Annotated in this window: 20 protein-coding genes; 12 read left to right on the top strand and 8 right to left on the bottom strand. The window is 72.0% G+C overall.

Annotated features, from left to right (window positions below):
* The 3 genes from ACFYPM_RS14655 to ACFYPM_RS14645 all read left to right on the top strand — a co-directional run bounded on the left by ACFYPM_RS14655 (nucleotide 1) and on the right by ACFYPM_RS14645 (nucleotide 4,799).
* Nucleotides 1–249: a MoaD/ThiS family protein gene (locus ACFYPM_RS14655; RefSeq protein ID WP_357571574.1), complete on the top strand. Its 249-nt coding sequence runs from the start codon at nucleotides 1–3 to the stop codon at nucleotides 247–249.
* 10 nt (nucleotides 250–259) lie between these two features.
* Nucleotides 260–1,552, top strand: a complete 1,293-nt coding sequence (locus ACFYPM_RS14650) for a metallophosphoesterase (protein ID WP_387195946.1) — start codon at nucleotides 260–262, stop codon at nucleotides 1,550–1,552.
* Between the two features lie 61 nt (nucleotides 1,553–1,613).
* The gene (locus ACFYPM_RS14645) at nucleotides 1,614–4,799 is read left to right on the top strand and encodes a UvrD-helicase domain-containing protein (RefSeq protein ID WP_387195943.1); all 3,186 of its coding nucleotides are present in this window, start codon (nucleotides 1,614–1,616) and stop codon (nucleotides 4,797–4,799) included.
* A 129-nt stretch (nucleotides 4,800–4,928) separates the two neighbouring features.
* Here the strand turns inward: ACFYPM_RS14645 and ACFYPM_RS14640 are convergent, their stop codons facing one another.
* Both ACFYPM_RS14640 and ACFYPM_RS14635 read right to left on the bottom strand, forming a co-directional pair.
* Entirely contained in the window at nucleotides 4,929–5,582 is a 654-nt protein-coding gene (locus tag ACFYPM_RS14640; protein WP_387195940.1) for a prepilin peptidase, read from the bottom strand.
* Nucleotides 5,583–5,592: 10 nt separating this feature from the next.
* Entirely contained in the window at nucleotides 5,593–6,597 is a 1,005-nt protein-coding gene (locus tag ACFYPM_RS14635) for an EamA family transporter (RefSeq protein ID WP_387195937.1), read from the bottom strand.
* Nucleotides 6,598–7,015: 418 nt separating this feature from the next.
* On the opposite strand from ACFYPM_RS14635, the gene ACFYPM_RS14630 reads away from it, so the two are divergent.
* Both ACFYPM_RS14630 and ACFYPM_RS14625 read left to right on the top strand, forming a co-directional pair.
* Nucleotides 7,016–7,516, top strand: a complete 501-nt coding sequence (locus tag ACFYPM_RS14630; RefSeq protein WP_387196422.1) for a hypothetical protein — start codon at nucleotides 7,016–7,018, stop codon at nucleotides 7,514–7,516.
* A gap of 171 nt (nucleotides 7,517–7,687) precedes the next feature.
* Nucleotides 7,688–8,929, top strand: coding sequence for an ATP-binding protein (locus ACFYPM_RS14625; protein WP_387195934.1), 1,242 nt, complete (start codon nucleotides 7,688–7,690; stop codon nucleotides 8,927–8,929).
* 25 nt (nucleotides 8,930–8,954) lie between these two features.
* Here the strand turns inward: ACFYPM_RS14625 and ACFYPM_RS14620 are convergent, their stop codons facing one another.
* The gene (locus ACFYPM_RS14620; protein WP_387195931.1) at nucleotides 8,955–9,503 is read right to left on the bottom strand and encodes a GNAT family N-acetyltransferase; all 549 of its coding nucleotides are present in this window, start codon (nucleotides 9,501–9,503) and stop codon (nucleotides 8,955–8,957) included.
* Between the two features lie 133 nt (nucleotides 9,504–9,636).
* Between ACFYPM_RS14620 and ACFYPM_RS14615 the strand changes: the two genes are divergently transcribed.
* Nucleotides 9,637–10,182 carry a DoxX family protein gene (locus tag ACFYPM_RS14615; RefSeq protein WP_387195928.1) on the top strand — a complete coding sequence of 182 codons (546 nt, stop codon included), beginning with the start codon at nucleotides 9,637–9,639 and terminating at the stop codon, nucleotides 10,180–10,182.
* A 215-nt stretch (nucleotides 10,183–10,397) separates the two neighbouring features.
* A complete protein-coding gene (locus ACFYPM_RS14610; protein WP_387195924.1) occupies nucleotides 10,398–11,864 on the top strand; it encodes a glycosyltransferase 87 family protein in 1,467 nt (488 codons plus the stop codon).
* 4 nt (nucleotides 11,865–11,868) lie between these two features.
* Here ACFYPM_RS14610 and ACFYPM_RS14605 read toward each other — a convergent pair whose 3' ends face one another.
* The 5 genes from ACFYPM_RS14605 to ACFYPM_RS14585 all read right to left on the bottom strand — a co-directional run bounded on the left by ACFYPM_RS14605 (nucleotide 11,869) and on the right by ACFYPM_RS14585 (nucleotide 15,178).
* Nucleotides 11,869–12,297 carry a molybdenum cofactor biosynthesis protein MoaE gene (locus ACFYPM_RS14605; protein WP_387195921.1) on the bottom strand — a complete coding sequence of 143 codons (429 nt, stop codon included), beginning with the start codon at nucleotides 12,295–12,297 and terminating at the stop codon, nucleotides 11,869–11,871.
* Complete coding sequence (locus tag ACFYPM_RS14600) at nucleotides 12,294–13,550, bottom strand: molybdopterin molybdotransferase MoeA (RefSeq protein ID WP_387195918.1); 1,257 nt, start codon at nucleotides 13,548–13,550, stop codon at nucleotides 12,294–12,296. Before ACFYPM_RS14600 ends, ACFYPM_RS14605 begins: the two co-directional genes overlap by 4 nt.
* Before the next feature lie 74 nt (nucleotides 13,551–13,624).
* Nucleotides 13,625–14,095 (bottom strand): molybdenum cofactor biosynthesis protein B, encoded by a 471-nt coding sequence (locus ACFYPM_RS14595; protein ID WP_387195915.1) that lies wholly within the window; start codon nucleotides 14,093–14,095, stop codon nucleotides 13,625–13,627.
* Complete coding sequence (gene moaC, locus ACFYPM_RS14590) at nucleotides 14,092–14,583, bottom strand: cyclic pyranopterin monophosphate synthase MoaC (protein ID WP_387195912.1); 492 nt, start codon at nucleotides 14,581–14,583, stop codon at nucleotides 14,092–14,094. Before moaC ends, ACFYPM_RS14595 begins: the two co-directional genes overlap by 4 nt.
* A 10-nt stretch (nucleotides 14,584–14,593) precedes the next feature.
* On the bottom strand, nucleotides 14,594–15,178 hold the full coding sequence (locus ACFYPM_RS14585; protein ID WP_387195909.1) for a winged helix-turn-helix domain-containing protein: 585 nt from the start codon (nucleotides 15,176–15,178) through the stop codon (nucleotides 14,594–14,596).
* A 668-nt stretch (nucleotides 15,179–15,846) separates the two neighbouring features.
* Between ACFYPM_RS14585 and ACFYPM_RS14580 the strand changes: the two genes are divergently transcribed.
* The 5 genes from ACFYPM_RS14580 (at nucleotide 15,847) to ACFYPM_RS14560 (ending at nucleotide 21,636) form a co-directional block, all read left to right on the top strand.
* Complete coding sequence (locus tag ACFYPM_RS14580; protein WP_387195906.1) at nucleotides 15,847–18,375, top strand: putative bifunctional diguanylate cyclase/phosphodiesterase; 2,529 nt, start codon at nucleotides 15,847–15,849, stop codon at nucleotides 18,373–18,375.
* 67 nt (nucleotides 18,376–18,442) lie between these two features.
* Nucleotides 18,443–19,783 carry a glycosyltransferase family 87 protein gene (locus tag ACFYPM_RS14575; RefSeq protein WP_387195903.1) on the top strand — a complete coding sequence of 447 codons (1,341 nt, stop codon included), beginning with the start codon at nucleotides 18,443–18,445 and terminating at the stop codon, nucleotides 19,781–19,783.
* Nucleotides 19,784–19,824: 41 nt separating this feature from the next.
* Nucleotides 19,825–20,457, top strand: a complete 633-nt coding sequence (locus ACFYPM_RS14570) for a phosphoribosyltransferase (protein WP_387195900.1) — start codon at nucleotides 19,825–19,827, stop codon at nucleotides 20,455–20,457.
* A 22-nt stretch (nucleotides 20,458–20,479) separates the two neighbouring features.
* Complete coding sequence (locus ACFYPM_RS14565) at nucleotides 20,480–20,854, top strand: zf-TFIIB domain-containing protein (protein ID WP_357377253.1); 375 nt, start codon at nucleotides 20,480–20,482, stop codon at nucleotides 20,852–20,854.
* 104 nt (nucleotides 20,855–20,958) lie between these two features.
* Nucleotides 20,959–21,636 carry a maleylpyruvate isomerase N-terminal domain-containing protein gene (locus tag ACFYPM_RS14560; protein WP_387195897.1) on the top strand — a complete coding sequence of 226 codons (678 nt, stop codon included), beginning with the start codon at nucleotides 20,959–20,961 and terminating at the stop codon, nucleotides 21,634–21,636.
* Nucleotides 21,637–21,648 lie beyond the last annotated feature (12 nt).

The raw sequence follows: 21,648 nt of genomic DNA, 5'->3' as shown, positions 1-21,648 counted from the left end.
GTGACCCCACTGACCGTCCGCTACTTCGCGGGTGCCCGCGCCGCTGTCGGGCACGCCGAGGAGGTCCTGCCCGCCGGCCGGTCGCTCGACGACCTCACCGCCGAGTTGGTGCGGCGACACGGTGATCGCCTCGCCGCCGTGCTGCGAGCGGCGAGTTTCCTGGTCGATGGCGTCACCTGTCATGATCGTGAAGCACCCCTGCCGGCCGGGGCCACGATCGACGTTCTGCCCCCGTTCGCGGGCGGCTGAGGAGGCGCACATGTTGGCGGTTCTGGGATTCGTGGGCGTCCTGGCGCTGACCACCGGGCTCATCCACCTCTACCTGTGGAAGCGGCTCGTTCGGGACACCACCAACCCGGGCCGTTGGCGGCGGGTCGGTGGGATCGCCGCCCTGGTGCTGGCGCTGCTCGTGCCGGCCACCCTCATCGGGACGCAGGCCGGGCTCTACTGGCTCGCCTGGCCGGGCTACCTGTGGCTCGCCCTGATGTTCTACCTGCTCGTGGTGCTCGCCGTCCTCGAAGTGCCGATGTTCGTCACCCGTCTCGTGCTGCGCCGCCGGCTCGCCACCGCCGAGCCGACCACCGCCGCGCCCGAGCCGGTGCTCGTCGCCACCGCCGAGCCGACCACCGCCGCGCCCGAGCCGGTGCTCGTCGGCGCCGCCGGGCCGCCCGAGCCGCCCGCGGCCGACGCCGTCACGGCCCCGGACCACGACCCGGCCCGCCGGCTGCTGCTGGCCCGTGGGGCGGCCATCTTCGCCGGCCTCACCGCCACCGGCATCACCGGGTACGGCGTGCGAACCGCCCTCGGCCCGCCCCGCCTCGACCGGGTGCAGATCCCCCTCGCCAAGCTCCCCCGCAGCATGGACGGCCTGCGCATCGCGACCGTCTCCGACATCCACCTCGGTCCGCTGCGCGGCCGGGCACACACCGAGCGGATCGTCGCCGCGATCAACCGGCTCGACGCCGACCTGGTCGCGGTGGTCGGCGACCTGGTCGACGGCTCGGTCGCCGAGCTCGGCCCGGCCGCCGCGCCGCTGCGTGACCTGCGCTCCCGGTACGGCAGCTTCTTCGTCACCGGCAACCACGAGTACTACTCCGGCGTGGAGGAGTGGGTCCAGGAGGTCGACCGGCTCGGCCTGCGGGTGCTGCAGAACCAGCGGCAGGAGATCCGGGCCCGGGGCGGCGTGCTCGACCTGGCCGGCGTGAACGACCTGGACGCCACCGGCAGCAGCGGCCTCGCCGCCGGGCCCGACTTCGCCGCCGCCCTCGGCGACCGCGACCCGAGCCGTCCGGTGGTGCTGCTCGCCCACCAGCCGCTGGCAGCGGTCGAGGCCGCCCGGTACGACGTCGACCTGCAACTGTCCGGGCACACCCACGGTGGGCAGGTGGTGCCGTTCAACCTGGTCGTCCGGTTGGCGCAGCCGGTGGTCAGTGGCCTCGGCGAGGTCGACGGCACCAAGGTCTACGTGACGAACGGCGCCGGCTTCTGGGGGCCTCCGGTCCGGGTCGGGGCGGAGCCGCAGATCAGTCTCGTGGAGTTGCGCTCGGCATAGCGGACGTCACGTCCGCGCGTGGCGGCCGGCGACCGGCGCGGCGGGCGTGACAGGATGCGGCGTGCCTCCGTTCAGTGCCGTACCCTCCGGTGGCCTCTCGCCATTCGTCGCGGACCTGCACATCCACTCGAAATACTCGCGCGCGTGCAGCCGCGACCTCACGCTGCCGAACCTCGGGTGGTGGGCGCGCCGTAAGGGCATCGGTCTGCTCGGCACCGGCGACTTCACCCACCCCGCCTGGTACGACCACCTGCGGGAGACCCTGCGCCCGGCGGAGCCGGGGCTGTACCGGCTCGACGCCGAGGCGGAGCGGGACATCGCCCGGCGGCTGCCGCCCCGTCTCGCCGGCGCGGCGGAGGCGGACCCGGTCCGGTTCATGCTCAGCGTGGAGATCTCCACGATCTACAAGCGGGACGACCGGACCCGCAAGGTGCATCACCTGATCTACCTACCGGATCTGGACGCGGTGGCCCGGTTCAACACCGCCCTCGGCCGGATCGGCAACCTCGGCTCGGACGGCCGGCCGATCCTCGGTCTGGACTCCCGCGACCTGCTGGAGATCACCCTGGAGGCCAGCGGAGACGGCTACCTGGTGCCGGCGCACATCTGGACGCCGTGGTTCTCCGCGCTGGGCTCGAAGTCCGGCTTCGACGCGATCGCGGACTGTTATGCCGACCTGGCCGACCACATCTTCGCCGTGGAGACCGGCCTCTCCTCCGACCCGGCGATGAACTGGCGGGTCGGCAGTCTGGACGGCTACCAACTGGTGTCCAATTCGGACGCGCACTCGCCACCGGCACTGGGCCGGGAGGCGACCGTGCTGACCGCCGAGCGGGACTATTTCGCCGTCCGGGAGGCGCTGCGGACCGGTGACGGCCTGGCCGGCACCATCGAGTTCTTCCCGGAGGAGGGCAAGTACCACGCGGACGGGCACCGGCTCTGTGGGGTCAACTGGTCCCCGGAGCGCACCCGGGCCGCCGGCGGGCGCTGCCCCGAGTGCGGCAAGCCGCTCACGGTGGGCGTCCTCAACCGGATCGAGGAGCTGGCCGACCGGCCGACGGGGCACCGGCCGGCACAGGCCCGGGACGTCACGCACCTGGTCCCGCTGGCCGAGATCCTCGGTGAGATCAACAAGGTGGGCGCCCGCTCGAAGAAGGTCGAGGGGCGACTCAACGAGTTGCTCGCCGCGCTCGGGCCGGAGCTGGAGATCCTGACCACAACGCCGCTCGCCGACATCGCGCAGGCCGGTGGGGAGCTGCTCGCCGAGGGCATCGGGCGGCTGCGACGAGGCGACGTGCGCCGGGTGCCGGGCTACGACGGCGAGTACGGGGTGATCACGCTCTTCGACCCGGCGGAGCTGGGCGGCGAGGGCTCGGCACAGGAGACGCTGTTCGACGTACCGGTGCCAGCGCAGCGCCGACCCCCGGAGTCGGCGGCCCGATCGACGGCCAAGCGCCCGGCGCCGAAGGCCGAGCCGAAGCGTAAGCCGGTCCCGGCGCCCGCACCGCCGATCGCGTCGCCGCCGTCCCCGCACGAGCCGTTCGAGCCGATGCTCTCCGGCATGGAGGAGGTCGGCACCGGCCTGCTGGACCGGCTGGACGCGATGCAGCGGGTGGCTGCCTCCGCACCGGGAGGGCCGCTGCTGATCGTGGCCGGGCCGGGCACCGGCAAGACCAGGACGCTCACGCACCGGATCGCGTACCTCTGCGCGGAACTGAACGTCTTTCCCGAGCACTGCCTCGCGATCACGTTCACCCGCCGGGCCGCCGAGGAGCTGCGGCACCGCCTCGACGGCCTGCTCGGCCCGGTCGCCGAGGACGTCACCGTGGGCACGTTCCACGCGCTGGGGATGGCCATCCTGCGGGAGAACGCGGACGCGGCGGGTCTGCCGGCCGACTTCCGCATCGCCGACGACGCCGAGCGGGCAGCGGCTCGCTCCGCGGCGGGCGACGACAGCGCCAGCTACACGGCACTGTTGCGCAAGCAGGACCTGGTCGACCTGGACGAGCTGGTGAGCCTGCCGGTGGAGGTGCTGCGAGCCGACCGGAAGCTCGTCGAACGCTACCGGGACCGCTGGCGGTGGATCTTCGTCGACGAGTACCAGGACGTGGACGAGACGCAGTACGAGCTGCTGCGGCTACTCAGCCCGGCGGACGGCAACCTCTGCGCGATCGGTGACCCGGACCAGGCGATCTACTCGTTCCGGGGCGCCGACGTCGGCTACTTCCTGCGTTTCTCCGAGGACTTCACCGACGCCCGGTTGGTGCGGCTCAACCGCAACTACCGCTCGTCCGCGCCGATCCTGGCCGCCGCCGTGCAGGCCATCGCGCCGTCCTCACTGGTTCGGGGCCGGCGACTGGACCCGGCCCGACTCGACCCCGAGGCCCCACTGGTGGGGCGTTTCCCGGCGGCGTCGATCGTCGAGGAAGCCGACTTCGTGGTGCGGACGGTCGACGACCTGGTCGGCGGGCTGTCCCACCGGTCGCTGGACTCGGGCCGGATCGACGGCCGGTCCACCTCGCTGTCCTTCTCCGACATCGCCGTGTTGTACCGCACCGACGCGCAGGCCGCGCCGATCGTCGACGCCCTGACCCGGGCCAACATCCCGGTGCAGAAGCGGTCCCACGACCGGCTTCGGGACCGGCCCGGGGTGGCGGCCATCGCCCGTGAGCTGCGGCACGCCGACGGGTTGGCCGGCTCACTGGCCGCCCGGGTGCGGTTGGCGGGCCAGGTGGTCGCCGAGCGGTTCGCGGTGCCCACCCTGGATGGCACCGGCACGGTCCGCCCCGAGGACGTCCGCTCGGCCGTGGATCTGCTGACCCCACTGGCCCGGCGCTGCGGCGACGACCTGGAGGCGTTCCTGTCGCAGTTGGCCACCGGAGCGGAGGTGGACGCGCTCGACCCACGCGCGGAGGCGGTCACGCTGCTCACCCTGCACGCCGCGAAGGGCCTGGAGTTCCCGGTGGTCTTCCTGGTCGGCGTCGAGGACGGGCTGCTGCCGCTGCGCTGGCCGGGCTCGACGCCCGACGAGGACGCGGTCGCCGAGGAGCGCCGGCTCTTCTTCGTCGGCCTGACCCGGGCCCAGGACCGGCTGTACGTCAGTCACGCCGCCCGTCGCACCCGCCACGGCGCCGAACGCGACTGCGCCCCCTCGCCCTTCCTCGGCACCATCGACCCCGGCCTCTTCGAACGTTTCGGTGAAGCCGAGCCCCGCCGCCCCAAGGACCGCCAACTCCGCCTGATCTGAGCCCTCGAGCCTCCCCGCGATCTTGCACTTTCGGTCGCCGTTGAGCGTGAATCGCACCTTATGTCGGGGCAGAAAGTGCAAGATCGACGGAACCAGGGGCGGGCCGGGCCCAGGGCCGGGGTGGGCGCCTTAGGGCAGGAGGGCGGCGAGCCAGGCGCCCACCAGCAGGGCCGGGCCGAGCGGCAGCAGGGTGTGCCGACGGACCCGCCGCGCGGCAAGGAGACCGAGCACCAGAGCGCCGTGCAGCACGTGCGGCAGGAGCAGCCCGGTGAGCAGGGCATCCCGACCTAACCAGCCGAGCGGCAGGCCGAGGACGGCGGCGAGTTTCACGTCCCCGAAGCCCAGTCGTGAGCCGGGCAGCATGGCCAGCAGCACGTACGCCGCGCCCGCGACCGCCGCACCTCCCAGCGCACCGAGCAGCCGGCCAGGAGTGCCGGACAGCAGCGCCGCCGCGGTCAGCCCGCCGAGGGCCAGCAACCCGGCGACGAGGACCAGCGGGTCGGGCAGCCGCAGGCAGGCCAGGTCTACCCGCGCCAGCACCAGACCGACGGCCGCGACCGCGAGGAAGACCGGCAGCGCCGGGTCGTCACCCACGGCGACGGCAAGGCCGACAAAGACGCTGGCCGCCACCATCGGATCGACCCAGGGCCGTCGGACCGGCTGCGGCCCTGGAAACGCCCACGGCCGGGCGTCCGCCGTGGCGAAGCGCCGCGACACCAGCGGTACGACGAGTCCGACCAGCGCGCCGAGCAGCGCGATCGACACCAGCGCGGCGGCCGACATGGGCCGGACGTTACTGGCGGTCGCGCACCAGCGTGTCCCCCGATCGTGGTCCCGTGCCCACCCGGCGCGGCCGTTCGGTGCTCACCACCAGCGCGACGCCGGCGACGATCACCGCACCGCCGAGCAGCACCTGCGCGGTGATCGGCTCGGCCACCAGCAGCGCGCCGAGCGCGACCGCGACCGCCGGGTTGACGTAGGCGTACGTCGACACCAGCGAGATGGGCGCGTTGTGCAGCAGCCAGACGTACGCGGTGAAGGCCACCAGCGAGCCGGCCACCATGAGGTAGCCCAGCGCCAGCCAGGACCGGGTGCTCACCGCCGCCGGGTGGAAGTCGGCCAGCTCGCCCCGACCGGCGGCGACGACGGCCAGCACCAGCGCGCCGGCCAACATCTCGTACACCGTGGCCACGAACGGGTCGGCGGGCATCCGGATCCGGCCGGACAGGAACGACCCGACCGACCAGGCGACGGCCCCCACGACCACTGTCAACGCCCCGAGCAGCGGCACCGCGTCCGCGCTGCCGGCGGGCAGCACCAGCAGGACCAGGCCGACGAAGCCCAGGGTGACCCCGGCGAACGTCCAGATCGGCGGCCGGTCCCCGGTGCCGGTGCGCAACAGCACCACGAGCAGTGGCACGGTGGCCACCAGCAGCGCGGCGATCCCGGACGGCACCGCCACTCCGGGCGGCCCGGATTCGGCGAGCACCACCAGGCCGTTGCCGCCGGCGAGCAGGAGCACCCCGACGAACGCCGCTGAGCCGAGTTGCCGCAGGTCCACACGCAGCGCGCCGGGGCCTCGGCGCAGCCGCAGCACCACCGCCAGGATCAGGCCGGCGACGGCGAACCGCAGTGCGGCCGACAGCAGCGCCGGCAGCGTCTCCACGGCGATCCGAATGGCCAGGTAGGTGGATCCCCAGAGCAGGTAGACCACGATCAACGCGGTCCAGATCAGGGTCGGCGCGACATTTGCGCGGCGGCCGACGACGCCTGCCGCGCTCGGTGGAGGTGAGCTCATCAGTGGACCACGCTACGGTGACGTCGGAGTCGACGTCGCGTACCGGTGGCGGGACTCACCACTCGTGCAGGAGGGCGGCATGACCAACTACGGACCACCCGGGGGCGGCAACCCGGGACCGTGGCGCGGGCAGCGACCGGACGAGACGCCGGGCCGGCCGGTGCAGCAGCCCTACCCGCCGGCACCCGAGCCCTACCCGCCGGCACCCGAGCCCTACCCGCCGGCGGTCCCGTCGTACCCGCCGCCGGGTCCGCCGTACCCGCAGGCGCCCCAGGGACGACCCGGGCCGTACGGCCCACCGTCCGCGCCCCACGAAGGCGGTCCGGGTACGCCCTACGGCGGCCCCCCCGGGGCGCCCTACGGCGGCGCGTACCAGCCCACCGGGACGCATCCGGGGTACGACCGGCAGCCGTACCGGCTGCCCGACGAGACCCCGTCCGGCCCGGACCCCACACCGGCACCGGGCCGGCGCGGTCGGGGGCCGCTGATTGCCGTGCTGGCGGTGGTACTGCTGCTGGTGGTGGCTGCCGGGGGTGCGTTCTGGTTCCTTCGCGGGCAGGACGACCTGGCTCCGGTGGCCGCACCGGCCAACTCGACCACCGCCGCGGAGCCCAGCGCGGACGCTGACGGGGCCGAGCCGCCACCGAGCGCCCCGGCCCCGGAGTCGTCGGCTGATCCCCGGTTCGCCAAGGTGGGTCAGTGCGTCCGCAACGACGCCGCGGCGGGCGCCAAGCCCAAGCTGCTGATCACCGAGTGCGCCGCGAAGTCGTACGAGGTGTTGAGCCGGATCGACGGCGCGACCAGCGGCGAACGCGATGCCGAGGCCAAGTGTGACAAGGTCCCCGGTTACACCAACTGGTACTTCTTCGACAGTGAGCTGGACACTCTCGACTTCGTCCTCTGCCTGAAGCAACGCTGAGACCACCCACCCCGGAGTTCCTGCGGAGGCGGTCGCTCCGATTGCCAAAACTAGGGCTGTCTAGCGTCCATGCTAGACAGCCCTAGTTTCTTGTCGACGGCTCCGACACGCCGGTAGCCCCATCTATCCATGTCTAGCCTCGCAGCTAGACGGCCCGATACTCTGCGATGCGTGGATCCGGTCCGCAACCCGTACGCGCCGGGCGCCGGCCAGCGTCCGCCCGAACTCGCCGGGCGGGGGCGGGAGCTGGACGTCTTCGACATCGTGCTCGAACGCATCGCACGGGGACGACCCGAACGCAGCCTGATGCTCACCGGGCTGCGGGGCGTCGGCAAGACGGTGCTGCTCAACACTCTCCGGTCGCAGGCGATCAACCATCTCTGGGGCAGCGGCAAGATCGAGGCACGACCGGATCAGTCGTTGCGCCGTCCGGTCGCCGCCGCGCTGCACATGGCGGTCCGGGAGCTGGCCCCCCGCCACCGTGCACCCGACCGGATCGACGCGCTCCTCGGCGTTCTCAAGGCGTTCGCCCAACGGTCCGCCCCGACCGGCCGGGCCGGTGCCGCCCCGAAGCTGCGCGACAGGTGGCAACCCGGCATCGACGTGCCAGCCGCGAGCGGCCGGGCCGACTCCGGCGACATCGAGATCGACCTGGTCGAGTTGCTCAGTGACGCCGCCGCGGTGGCCAGTGACGTCGGGACCGGCATCGCCATCTTCATCGACGAGATGCAGGATCTCGGCCCGGAGGACGTGTCGGCGCTCTGCGCGGCCTGCCACGAGCTGTCCCAACTCGGCGCGCCGCTGATCGTCGTCGGCGCCGGCCTCCCGCACCTGCCGGCGGTGCTCAGCGCGGCCAAGTCGTACTCCGAACGGCTGTTCCGCTACCAGCGCATCGACCGCCTCGACCGGATCGCCGCCGACCAGGCGCTCTGCGCGCCGGCCGAGCGCGAGGACGTCGAGTACGAGCAGAAGGCCCTCGACCTGCTCTACGAGAAGTCCGGTGGCTATCCCTACTTCGTCCAGGCGTACGGCAAGGCGACCTGGGACCACGCGCCGCGCTCGCCGATCACCGCCGCGGACGTGCGCGTCGCCGCACCCGAGGCGGAGGCCGAACTGGCGGTCGGGTTCTTCGGTTCCCGGTTCGAGCGAGCCACCCCCGCCGAACGCGAGTACATGCGGGCGATGGCCATGATGTCCGCGGTCGGGGACGAGTCCGGGGCGGTGACCCGCGACGACATGGACGCCGCGGTGCCCACGGCCGAAATCGCCCGGGCACTCGGCCGCAAGCCCGCCAGCCTCTCCCCGGCGCGGGACGCGCTGATCAAGAAGGGGTTGATCTACTCCGGCGAGCGGGGCACGGTCGCCTTCACGGTGCCGCACTTCGGCAGGTACCTGCGCACCCAGCCGGCCTGACCGCCGATCGAGGTGACGACGCCCGTCAGACCTTCGACCAGGGCGGCGGAAAGAGCACCTCACCGCGCGGCGGGGGGCCTTCCTCGCTCGTCGACGGCGGCAGCACCAACGCCTGCCAGGGCTCACCGAGACCGGCCCACGGGCTGGTCAGGCCCAGCTCCGTCGCGGTGCTGAAGCCGAACCGGTGGTAGAAGGCCGGGTCGCCGAGGACCACGACCAACCGCTCACCCAGCTCGGTGGACGCGTCCAGGGCCGCCTGCACGACCGCCGTGCCGTGCCCGACGCGCTGTCGGTGTGGCGCGACCGCCACCGGACCGAGCGCCAGGGCGGGCACGTCCGAGCCCTGATCCGGCCGCACCCGCACCCGGGTGAGCAGTGCGTACCCGACCACCTCACCGCCGTACTCGGCGATCATTGCCAGCCGCGGCAGCCAGGCGGCCGTGCCGCGCAGCTCGTCGACCAGGCTCACCTCCGGCGGCGTCGCCACATCGGGACGGGCGAAGGCGGTGGCCAGCACGCGGCGTACCGGACCGGCGTCGGCCGGGTCCTCGGGGCGTAGCCGCAGCGTGGTCACCCGCGCGACGTTACCCGCCGAGGCCGGTCCATCCGTGACGGTCGCTCGAATCGGCGTGGCGCAGGTGTATGAACACCGATCCGATCCGACGGTTGCCGGGGTAGCAAACGTCGCGAGGGGGTATGACTGATCCATGACGCCCGTACGCTCCCTCGCCCGCGCCATGTTGAGCGGCATCTTCGTGGTCAGCGGGTATCGCAACCTCCGCAACCCGGCACGGCTGGCGCAGGCCGCCGCGCCGGTCACCGACAAGATCGCGCCGCTGTTGAAGAAGGCGCACCCGAGCTTCCCCACCGAGACCGAGACGTTGATCCGACTCAACGCGGCGGTGCAGGTCAGCGCCGGACTGATGCTGGCCACCGGGCGGTTCAGTCGACCCGCCGCCCTGGTCCTCGCCGGCACGCTGGTGCCGGTGACCATCGCCGGTCATCCCTTCTGGAACAACGACGATCCGATCGCCAAGAACAACAACCAGATTCACGCCCTCAAGAACCTCGGTCTCCTCGGCGGTCTGCTGCTGGCCGCGGCCGACACCGGCGGCAAGCCGGGTCTGCGCTGGCGGACCGGCCATCGCATCGGCCACTCTCGACGTTCCATGCAGCGCGCTGTCCGTACCGCCCGACGGGAAGCCCGGATCGCCGTCCGATCCGCGTCCACCGCACGTCGACTGCCCGGCTGAACTGCATCGATGCCTCTCCGCGCCACCCCCACCCCCCGCTAAGGCCGCGAATCACCTGAACCGCCCGGTAGGCGTTAACGCGGTGGAAATGTCAAAAACATGTGTGGGATCGGACACGGTCGCATAACGCGGGAGGCACTGACGTGAGGCGCCGTTCTAGGCTCCGTGCAGGACCTGGACGGGTAGGACGACCTTGGTACGGGGGTGGCCACGCCATGCCGACGGCTGTCGGTAGTCGGGCGGACCGCCTCGCCCCAATCCAACGCGTGACACGCGGCATCGACCGCGTGTCACGTCGGATCGATCGCAAGAACGTCGTACGGGGCGCCATCGTGGCCGCCGTCGTCTACGCCGCATGGCTCGCCATCGGTGCTTTCGGGCGGCCGTACAACTTCTTCGACATGAAGATCTACCACGGTGCCGTGGGGTGGTGGGCGAGCGGGCACGAGCTCTACGAGTTCATCGCGCCCGGCACCACCCTCGGTTTCACCTACCCGCCGTTCGCCGGGCTGGTCATGCTGCCGATGGCGCAGCTTCCGATCGACGCCGCCGGCATGGTCAACGCTGCCGCCAGCATCGCCGCGCTGGCGCTGGTGCTGGCCGGGCTGCTCCGCCCCATCGTGGACCGGCTGGGCTGGCCACTGTGGTTCACCGTGGCCGTGGCGGTGCCGCTCGCGGTCGCCATCGAGCCAGGTCGGGAGACTCTCGGCTACGGCCAGGTCAACATCCTGCTGTTCGCGTTGATCATGGCTGACCTGATCGGCCTGCGCTGGCGTTCCCGCCGGGGCACCCACTACGCCGCGACCGACGGCCCCCTGCTGCGCTTCCTCTACGGCGGAGCGTGGGCCGGCGCCGGCATCGGCCTGGCCACCGCGGTCAAGCTCACCCCGGCCCTCTTCATCGCCTACCTGCTGATCACCCGTCAGTGGCGGGTGGCGGCCACCGCGATCGGCACCGCGATCGGCGTGACGGTGGCGACCTTCGGGATCGTCGGTGACGAGTCGCGGACGTACTTCGGCAGCGTGCTCTGGCAGACCGAGCGGGTCGGTGCGGCGGACATGACGCCGAACCAGTCACTCGCCGGCCTGCTCGCCCGCCTGTACGACTCGATCGAGACCCCCGGGCTGCTCTGGCTGGCCTTCTCGGTGCTGATCCTGGCGCTGGGCCTGTCCCGGGCGGCAAGCTCCCGCGCCGACGGTGACGAGTTGACCGCGTTCACACTTGTCGGCCTCACCGCGAACGTGATCAGCCCGATCTCCTGGACCCACCACCTGGTCTGGGTGATCCCGGCGATCATCGTGCTGGCCGACGCCGCCGTACGTCGCCGGGAGGCGAGCCGGACCATTCCCTCGCGCGCCGGCCAGGGAGCCGTGTTCGGCGGCATGCCCGGGGTCAACGGGCTCCGCCCGCCGATCTGGTATCCAACGCTGACCGGGCTCCGGCACGGCGGTGCCGCGATCGGGCTCTACCTGCTCTTCCTGATCTCCCCGATCTGGCCGTACGAGCACCAACTGCCGGAGATGTCGCACTACCAGGACGGTCTCTTCGGAGCCCTGATGGAAAACTCGCTCGCGCTCGCGCTCATCGTGCTGGTCGCCGCACTGCCCTGGCGTCCCGGTGCCGAGCCGGCGTTCTACGGCGACCGGCTCGCCCGCTCAGCGGCGGTCAACAGCCGCCGCTGAGCGGTCAGGGGCAGTTGACCCATTCCTCGGTGCCATCGGTGAAGACCTGCCGCTTCCAGATCGGCAGGCGCGCCTTGGCCTCGTCGACGAGGCGGGCGCAGGCCGCGAAGGCCGCCGCCCGGTGCGCGGTGCTCACCGCGGCGACGAGCGCCACGTCACCGATCGCCAGGGGACCGACCCGGTGGGAGACCGCCACCGCGTACACGTCGGGCTCCGCGGCGATCTCGGCGGCCACCTCGCGCAGCACCCGCGCGGCACTCGGGTGCCCCTCGTACTCCAGGCTGGTGACCTGCCGGCCGTGATCGTGGTCGCGGACCACGCCCTGGAAGGAGACCACGGCGCCGGCCCTCCGGTCGGCGACCGCAGCCTCGTGGGTGGCGAGGTCGAGTGGCTGGTCGGTGATCTCACCGAAGGCGATCGTCGGTGCGGTCATGGCGAACGCTCCCCAGGGAGTAGTGGCAACGGCACGATCGGCACCCGGTCGCCCGGCTCGCCCCTGGTGCCGGGCCGGATGACGGCGAACCCGTCCGCGCCGGCCAGGCCACGCAGCATCGCCGAACCGACGTGTCGCACCGGGTACGCCGTCCCGGCCTCCCGGTCCAGCCGGACCAGGGCCAGGTGGGTGTGGTCACCGCGACCGGGCACCGCCTCGGCCAACGTGGCGTGCGGCAACACCGGCATCGAGCGGCCCTGCAGGCCGGCGAGCAGCGGCGCGACAAGCGAGACCAGCGCGACGATGGCGGACTGGGGGTTGCCCGGCAGCCCCGCCACGAACCGGATTCGCCCGTCGTGGCCGGCCAGCCGGGCCAGCAGCATCGGGAAACCCGGGCGAACCGCCACCGTGTTGACCACGTAGTCGGCACCGAGCGCTTCCAGGGTCGGGTGCAGGTGGTCGACCGGGCCGTTCATCGTGCCACCTGTGGTGCAGACCAGGTCGGCACTTGTCAGCGCCGAACGCAGGGCCGCCACGTGCGCGGGCAGTGTGTCGGCCACCGGGCCGACCACGTCCGACGGGCGGACCTGGCAGCCGTAGCGCCGCAGCCACGCCGGCACCGCGGGACCCAGCGCGTCGCGGACCCGACCGGCCGCGGGTGGTCCTGCGGTCAGCAACTCGTCGCCGAAGACCAGCAGCGCGGCGCGCGGCGTCCGCCGGACCCGCAGCGTGTCGTGCCCGCAGGAGGCGGCCAGGCCGATCACCGCCGGATCGACAGGCGTGCCGACCGGCAACAGCTCCTCGTCGGCGTACGCCTCCTCGCCGGGCTTGCGCCACTCCGGCGTCTCCCGGGGAGTGCCGCGGACCAGGCCGTCGACGGTCGTGGACTCCTCCACGCGCAGCACGGCGGTGGCGCCCTCGGGCACCATGGCCCCGGTCGCGATCTCCACGGTCGTGCCGTCAGCGGTGAGCGGCGCGGGGGTGCTGCCGGCCAACACCCGGCCGACGATGCGCCACGGGCCGGTGCCGCGCACCGCCCAGCCGTCCACGCTGGAGGTGGGGAAGGCGGGCAGGTCGGTGCGGGTGGTCAACGGCTCGGCCAGGGTCGACCCGTCGATGTCGGCAAGTGGTCGGGCGACGGCGGGCAGCGCGGCGGCCAGACCGACCGCGTAGACCCGCGAACGCGCCTCCTCCCAGCCGGCAGGCGGAGGTGCGGTGACCCGATCCGCGGTGGGTGCGGTTTCCGTGCTCACCAACCGAGCCTATCGGCCCGGACCAACACCCGTCGGTGCGTGGCGTGGACCGATCGGTGGTCGCCGCGCCCACGTCAGTGGTCGCCGCCGCGCAGCTGGTCGACGGTGTGCCCGAGGATCGGCCCGAGCACGGCCAGGCCGTCCCGGGCACCGCCGGTCGAGCCGGGAAGGTTGACCACCAGCATCCGGCCGACCACCCCGGCCAGACCCCGGGACAGCACCGACGTGGGCACCCGCTCGCGACTGTGCGCACGGATCGCCTCGGCGATGCCGGGAATCTCGTAATCCAACAGCTCCCGGGTGACGTCGGGTGTCCGATCCGTCGGGGTCACTCCGGTGCCACCGCTGGTCAGCACCACGTCGACACCGTCGGCGTGGGCGGCCCGCACGGCGGCGCCGACCGGCTCACCATCGGGCACCACGACCGGCTCGTCGACCTGGCACCCCAGCTCGCGCAGGCCGGCGACGAGCAGCGGTCCGCTGGTGTCGGCGTAGACACCGGCCGCGGCCCGGTTGGACGCGACGATCACCCGGGCCCGGATCACGGTCGATCCTCCGGCCGGACCCACTCGCCGGTCTTGCCGCCCTCCTTGCGCAAAACCCGGACCGCCTCCACCGAGGCCGCCGGATCGACCGCCTTGACCATGTCGACCAGAGCGAGACCGGCGACGGCAACCGCGGTCAGCGCCTCCATCTCCACGCCCGTCCGGTCGGCCGTGCGGGCGGTGACCATGATCTCCACGGTGTCAGCCGTCAGGTGCAGGTCGACAGTGACGCCGTGCAGGGCGATCGGGTGGCACAGCGGGATCAGATCGGGGGTGCGCTTCGCCCCCATGATCCCGGCCAGCCGACCGACCGCCAGCGCGTCACCCTTGGGTAGACCGTCACGATGCAGCAGGTCGATGACCTCGGGCGTGGTCCGCAGACGGCCAGCCGCGACGGCCAGCCGGCCCGTCACCGCCTTGGCGGAGACGTCGACCATGCGGGCCGCGCCAGCACGGTCGACGTGGCTGAGCTGTGCGGGTTCGGTCACGGCCGTGAGCCTATCGGTGCGGTACGACGGCGCTTGGAAGGAGCGGCGTCGCACTGACCGCCGCGCCGGGGTGCTGCCGGCGCACCGGTCGGACGCCGCTCCTCCCGCACCGTCCCGCCGCCGAGGTCGGCCGCCACCACGCGTGCGGTGAGCACGGGTCCGAGCGGAACACCGGCGAGCACTGCCCCCCTGCCAGCGCGCCACGGCACGCCCCAGTAGTTCCGGGGCGCGGTCCAGGTGGCCGATCATCAGGGCTTGCCGGCCTGCAGAGCGCTCCGCTTTCGAACTGAAACACGTCGATGCATTCCGGCCTCAGGACGAGCCGGTAACCGGTTTGCCGCCTAACGATGACACCCGGACCGCCTTCGAACGCTTCGAAGGTCCGCCGCAGATTGGCGACATAGGTACGAACATTCGCCACCGCCGAACGCGGCGGACCATCGGGCCACAACTCATCAACCAGGTCGTGAACGGTCACCAACTGCCCAGGTTGGACTGCGAACATCGAAAGGACGGCCTGCTGCTTAGGCGTTCCGAGGTGCAGTGTGCGAGCGGCCAGTTGCACCGAGAGGCCGCCCAGAAGTGGAATCTCCATCCGTCCCCCTGCTCCAGCGGGGTATTCAGCCGATCACGGACGAAGCTTATGGGCACTGAGCGTGACGGGCCGATGTCAACGGGCCGGGCGGTCGTCGACGGCAGCGGCGAGCGGCGCCGACCACCGGCACAGCATGCCTGTTGCAGGTTGCAGCTTTCTTGTCCGAGCACGAGCTGCAGGATGCGCAAACCTCCGGTCGACAATTGCCTGCGCCGGCCAGCATTCCTGGCGTACACGATGCCCAACCGGTGGTTCTTCTGGCCGAACTGCAGATGATGCAGCCGGCCAGAAGTTGGCAGACTTGAGAGAATACGCGGGCTCAGCCCATCGCATTCGGCCCGCAACAGCCAGCAACGACTCTTGGAGAGAGGCCGCGAACGTCAACGGTGCGCTCCCAGGTGGGGACAGAACGTTACAAACCATCGCCCAGTTGGCTGATGTTGCGCATAGCGACATATGACGGGAGCTACCCACTCATATCTCCGCTACGCTATCCCTGTCAGCAAGTCGGTGCATTAATGGCTAATCCACGAGTTGCCACTAATGCCTGATCTTTGGGGAGGTAGTCATGCGCGGCAACGAGTGGACCTGAGAACGCGAGGGCCTGCCGCTGGCCCCTCGTCGTGCGCTACGGTGCCAGGAGCGAACCGGGCACCCTCGGGAGCGGCATGCGAACCCAGGCGCAGAACGACCGAGAAGATCATCGGCGACTGACTCTGATCATCGGCGTCATCGTCGTTGTAGCTTCGGGGGTTTGTGCGTTATCCCTGGTGGCGGCGCTCACCGCGATCCCGGCAACGTCGACCGGGGTTGCGACTGTAATAGCGCTCATCCCCATGATCGCCGTTGCCACGATGGTCAATGCAAGGGTGAGAATCCGATCGACCACGCACCAGATCACCTGGAGTGAGACCGCGATCGTCGTCGGAGTGGCGATCGCTCCAGCGCCCTGGGTCGTGTTGTGCACAGCCGTTGGAGTGGCGGCGGCTTTCGCCGTCCAGCGCCTGGCGCCGATCAAGATGGCGTTCAGCATCGGAAAGAACACCGTCGTCGCTGCCGGCGCGGGGCTGACCCTCGTAGCGCTGGACTGGACCTGGCCCCCCGCAAAGCTCACCGATTTCATTCACCTTGTCGGCCCAATAGCCCTTGCCTATCTCGTCGCCACGGTGCTCGACGAGCTCATCGCGATTCCGGTCATCGCGATAGCCTCCGGCGGCAGCATTCGTCAGCAATTCCGCGCAAACTGGGACCTACGAGGCGTCGGTGTGGCGCTGCGGTTCCTCGTCACCATCTGCACCCTGCTCCTCCTCCAAGCCGACCTGCGACTCCTGGTCGCCGTTCCACCGCTCGTGCTCAGCCTGCACCTGGCCTACTCCACGAGAATCCGTGCCAGGACCGAGCAGCAGGCATGGCAGCGGCTCGCCCGCACCACTGATGCGCTCAACGTGGTCGACCTGGACAACGTCCTGACCACCGCCGTCACCCAGGCCGCCGAACTGTTCTCCGCCGACGAGGTCGAGATCGAGCTGCGCGACGGCGACCGCGCCGTGCGCGGCGGCACCGGCGGCATCACCTTCGACGGCCCCATCGGCAAACGCACAGATGTGGACGGCACCGTCGTCCCCACCCCGCTCGAGGGGCACGACCGCACCGTCGACGTGGGCGTGCTCCGACTGCGCTTCCGCGGCCCGGTGCAACTCTCCGAACGGGAGCAGTACACCCTGCGCACCTTCGCGTCCGCGCTCTGCACGGCCGTCCGCAACGCCCAGGCGTACGCCGAACTGGCCCGGGTCGCCAACGAACACGCGTACGCCGCCTCCCACGACGCACTGACCGGACTGGCCAACCGCCGGCATCTCCTCGACGAGGGCACCGAGCAGTTGAGCGCCCGACACGCGGACGGGGTTACCGCGCTGGTGCTGATCGACCTCAACCATTTCAAGGAAGTCAACGACACCCTCGGTCACGCCGCCGGCGACCAGGTGCTGGTGCAGGTCGCCGACCGGTTGCGAGGCGCCGCACGGGCGAGCGACCTGGTGGCCCGCCTCGGCGGCGACGAGTTCGCCGTACTCCTGCGCGGGCTGCCGGCCCCGGCGGTGGCCGCGCATCGGGCCGAGACGCTCCTCGCCGCCCTGCACGAGCCGTTCGAGCTGGACGGCATGCGGATCAGCGTCGAAGCCAGCGGCGGCATCTCCGTCGCCCCGCCCAACGGTGGCATGACCGAACTGCTGCGCCGCGCCGACGTGGCCATGTACCAGGCCAAGCGTGCCGGGCAGCGAATCTCCACCTACGCCACCACCCGCGACACAGCCGACCTGGGCCGCCTCACCCTCGGCGGTGACCTGCCGCGTGCGGTCGCCGACCACGAGTTCATCGTCAACTTTCAACCGATCGTCGACCTGGGCACCGGCGAGGTGACGAGTGCCGAGGCGTTGGCCCGCTGGCGCCACCCCACCCACGGCATGATCGACCCGCTGCGCTTCCTGGAGGCGGTGGAGCGCTCCGGTCTGCTGCCAGCCTTCGCCGAGGCGATCCTCGACCAGGCACTGATCGCGGCCGCCACCTGGCGTGACGCCGGCTTCGACGTACCGGTCGCGGTGAACGTGTCCCCCCGCAGCCTGCTCGACGCGCGGTTCCCCGGCTCCGTGCTGGCCCGTCTGCGCGCTCACGACCTCCCCGCGGACCGGCTGGTGCTGGAGCTGACCGAGACGCTCACGCTCAGCCAACTCGACGTGGTCGACCGAGTCCTCAGCCGGCTGCGCGACGAGGGTGTCCGGTTGGCACTGGACGACTTCGGCACCGGCTACTCCTCGCTCTCACTGCTCTCCCGCATCCCGGTGCACGAGCTGAAGATCGACCGAAGCTTCGTAACGACGATGGACAGCTCAGCGGAGGCCGCCGCTGTCATCCGCTCCACCCTCGACCTGGGTCGCAGTCTCGACCTGGCGGTGGTGGCCGAGGGGGTGGAGAGCGAACCACAACGGCGGGCCCTCTGGGAGCTGGGCTGCGTCGCCGGCCAGGGCCACCTGTTCTCGCGGCCGGTGCCCGCCGGTACCCTGCTCGCGGCGATGCAGCGCGGCTCCGGCGGACGTCCCGGCGCCCTCGTCGCACCACTGCACGACGCCGGCGCGGTGATCCGGCTGAGCCAGAACCGCCGCCAGGCCGCCCGCGCCCGCCTCCCGCACCTGCCCGCCTGACCGGGCACCGGCCGACCGCACCACACGGTCCGGTGCAGGTGCCGCCCGGTCTGCCAGACTGGCGCCCGTGATCGCCGACGCCCCGACCGCCCGCCGCCGCCCCTGGCACTGGCGGACGCTCGACACCGCCGCCGGCGGGCTTGCCGTCGACCTCAGCCTCTACGCCGTCTCGACCATCTTCGCCGCGATCACCGCGGTCACGTCGACCCTGCTGCCGCACCGGGCCTGGGGCGCGGTCGCCGCCGTCGGATACCTGGTGGCGACGCTTGCGGTGCTCACTCAACTCCTGCTCCGCCGACACCACCCGACCGCACGGCTGGTCGGTCTCGGAGCCCGCTGGACGATCACCGGTCTCACCTGGGCGGGCACCGCACTGCTCCCCCTGCTCTGGCAGAGCATCGAGCGGGCCAACGGACGCACCGACCGGGCACAGGAAGAAGTCCTGGTCGTGGAGCACGCCGGCAGCCGCCTCCTGGAGCACGGCACCCCGTACCTCGGACCCGACGCGATAGCCGCCCTGCCACCCGGCGAACAACTGCTCGGCTACACGCCATACCAACCCGGCATGGCGATGTTCGGCCTGCCCAGGGCACTGACCGACACCTGGTGGACCGACTCCCGGGTCTGGTTCGCGGTCGGCACCGCGCTGGCGCTCACCCTGGCCGTGACCGCGCTGCGCACCACACCGGCCACCGCCCTCCCCGCCCCGGCGGCTCACCGGCGAGACTCCGCGCTGCTGCGCGGCGTGCAGGCCGCCACCGTACTGCCCATTTGTGCCCTCACCCTCGCCACCGGCGGCGACGACCTCCCCGTACTCGCGCTCTGCCTGCTGGCCCTCGCACTCGCCGCCGCCGGCCGACCCGGCCGGGCCGGCCTCGCGGTCGGGCTCGCCGGCGCGCTGAAGCTCTTCGCCTGGCCGGTGGCGCTGGTCCTGATCGTCTGGGGCCTGACCCGGCGCGCCGGCACCCGGGTCGCCGCCGGCGCGATCGGCCTACCCGTCGCCGCCCTGATCCCCGCGATCCTCGTCGACCGCGACGCGCTCACCGAGAACGTGCTGCGCTTCCCCCTCGGCCACGGCCTGGTCACCAGCCCCGCGCAGTCCCCCTTTCCCGGCTACCTGATCGCCACCGCGCTACCCGCCGGCCGGCTCGTCGCCGCCGCGCTGCTGGTCGCCGCCGGAGCGGCCATCGCCGTCCGGCTCGCCCGCCGCCCGCCCCGCACCGCTGTCGCCACCGCGCTCATCTGCGGGTACGGGCTACTCGCCGCCATCGCCCTGATGCCCTCGACCCGCTTCGGGTACCTGCTCTACCCCATGGCCCTGCTCACCTGGGCACCCGCCCTGCACCGCCCGGTCGACACGCCGGCCACCCCGCTTCCCGACCTGCCCGCTCGGACCACATCGGTGTAACTGCCGGGCGGAACGCCCCGCCAGGGCGTAGACCTGAAGGCATGACGACGTACCGCGACCGGGCCGACGCCGGCCGGGTGCTCTCCGAGCGGCTCACCGCACTCGTCGGCGATCCGGACGTGGTCGTCCTCGGCCTCGTCCGCGGCGGCGTACCGGTCGCCCGGGTCGTCGCCGAACGAATCGGCGCACCACTTGACGTGCTCGTCGTCCGCAAACTCGGCATGCCGTGGGCCCGGGAGGTCGCCTTCGGGGCACTCGGGCCGGGCGGGGTCCAGGTGCTCAACGACGCGGTCGCCAGCCGACTCAGCAGCGACGACATCGCCGAGGTCAGCCAACGGGAACAGGCCGAACTGGCCCGGCGGGAACGGCTCTACCGAGGCGGTCGCGCACCGCTGGACCTCACCGGCCGGACCGCGCTGATCATCGACGACGGCCTGGCCACCGGTGCGACCGCCCGCGCCGCCGTGGAGGTCGTCCGCCACCTCGGAGCACACCGGGTCGTGGTCGCCGTCCCGGTCGGCGCACAGGAGGCGTACGAACTGCTCGCCGCGGAGGCGGACCAGGTCATCTGTGCCCAACGCCCACCGGACTTCGGCGCGGTGAGCGTCTACTACGACGACTTCCACGAGGTCTCCGACGAAGAAGTCAGCGAGGCGCTCACAGCAACCGCTTAGGTCCACCAGGTACCGTCGGGCGATGAGTAGTCTCACCTGCCCCAAGTGTCACGGAGAAATGCGCCAGTACGAGCGCAGCGGCGTCGTGATCGACCAGTGCGGGGAATGCCGAGGCATCTTCCTGGACCGTGGCGAGTTGGAGAAGCTGTTCGAGGCGGAGGCCAACTGGAGCCGCCAACAGACCGGTGGCGCACCGCCGCAGCCCACCCACCAGCCGGCCGGCTACCCGCCTCCGCCGCCTCCGCACCAGCCCGGATACGGTGCCGTCCCGCCGCCGCCCCCGCCCGCCCACGGCTATCCGCCGCAGCCGGCCTACGGCCAGCAGCAGCACCAGGGCTACCACGGCCACTACCGGCAGAAGAAGCGCAAGGGCTTCCTCGACGACATGTTCGGCTGATCCAGAACGACCTTCCGCCCGGGTCGATCCACGTGTCGGCCCGGGCACACCACCCGCGCCGTTGAACGTTGGCGGTTGCGATGGTTCATGCGAGGCTGAATCGCATGACCACGATCCGACCGGACGAGGCGCTGGCCCAGGCGTACGACGGGATCACCGCGGTGGTCGGCGACCTGGACGACGCCGGCCTGCAACGAGCCACCCGCTGCCGTGGCTGGCTGGTCGCGGACCTGCTCCTGCACGTACTCGGCGACGCCCAGCGTGCGCTGGTCGCGCTTGCCAGCCCCGTTGACGGGCCGGCCGACGTCGACGACGTCAGCTACTGGCGCGACTTTCTGGCCGGCGACGACGAGAGCAACCGGCACGCCTGGTGGGTCCGCCGGTCGGCCGCCGCGTTCGACCGTCCGACCGGGATCGTCCAGCTCTGGCGGGACACCGCCCCGGCGGCGGTCCGCGCCGCCAGGTCAGCAAACCCCGAGGGGTACGTGACCACGCAGGGGCACGTGCTTCGCGTACCCGACTTCCTCGCCACCCTGACCACCCAGGCCGTCGTCCACCACCTGGATCTGACCCCGGAACTGCCCGACGCGCCGCCGCCCGGCCCGCTGGCCGCGCGTGTCGCGGTGACCACCATGGAGGGCCTGCTCAGCGACGACACGGTGCGGCCCGTTGGTTGGGGCGACCAGGACTTCCTGCTGAAGGCCACCGGGCGCGTACCGCTCACCGATCGGGACCGGCTGGAGCTGGGCGAGTCGGCGGGCTGGTTTCCGCTGCTCGGCTGACCGACAGCGGGT

The organism is Micromonospora sp. NPDC005203 (assembly GCF_042872705.1).
In the GTDB taxonomy this organism is placed as follows: Bacteria; Actinomycetota; Actinomycetes; order Mycobacteriales; family Micromonosporaceae; genus Micromonospora.
The sequence above is the reverse complement of the archived record's forward strand: the minus strand, read 5'-3'. Positions and strand labels throughout refer to the sequence as shown.

Excerpts from the sequence above, each read along its gene's own strand:
- ACFYPM_RS14650 (WP_387195946.1), top strand. The coding sequence starts at position 260 with ATGTTGGCGGTTCTGGGATTCGTGGGCGTCCTGGCGCTGACCACCGGG.
- ACFYPM_RS14640 (WP_387195940.1), bottom strand. The coding sequence starts at position 5,582 with ATGTCGGCCGCCGCGCTGGTGTCGATCGCGCTGCTCGGCGCGCTGGTC.
- ACFYPM_RS14635 (WP_387195937.1), bottom strand. The coding sequence starts at position 6,597 with ATGAGCTCACCTCCACCGAGCGCGGCAGGCGTCGTCGGCCGCCGCGCA.
- ACFYPM_RS14615 (WP_387195928.1), top strand. The coding sequence starts at position 9,637 with ATGACGCCCGTACGCTCCCTCGCCCGCGCCATGTTGAGCGGCATCTTC.
- ACFYPM_RS14610 (WP_387195924.1), top strand. The coding sequence starts at position 10,398 with ATGCCGACGGCTGTCGGTAGTCGGGCGGACCGCCTCGCCCCAATCCAA.
- ACFYPM_RS14605 (WP_387195921.1), bottom strand. The coding sequence starts at position 12,297 with ATGACCGCACCGACGATCGCCTTCGGTGAGATCACCGACCAGCCACTC.
- ACFYPM_RS14585 (WP_387195909.1), bottom strand. The coding sequence starts at position 15,178 with ATGGAGATTCCACTTCTGGGCGGCCTCTCGGTGCAACTGGCCGCTCGC.
- ACFYPM_RS14580 (WP_387195906.1), top strand. The coding sequence starts at position 15,847 with ATGCGAACCCAGGCGCAGAACGACCGAGAAGATCATCGGCGACTGACT.
- ACFYPM_RS14570 (WP_387195900.1), top strand. The coding sequence starts at position 19,825 with ATGACGACGTACCGCGACCGGGCCGACGCCGGCCGGGTGCTCTCCGAG.
- ACFYPM_RS14565 (WP_357377253.1), top strand. The coding sequence starts at position 20,480 with ATGAGTAGTCTCACCTGCCCCAAGTGTCACGGAGAAATGCGCCAGTAC.
- ACFYPM_RS14560 (WP_387195897.1), top strand. The coding sequence starts at position 20,959 with ATGACCACGATCCGACCGGACGAGGCGCTGGCCCAGGCGTACGACGGG.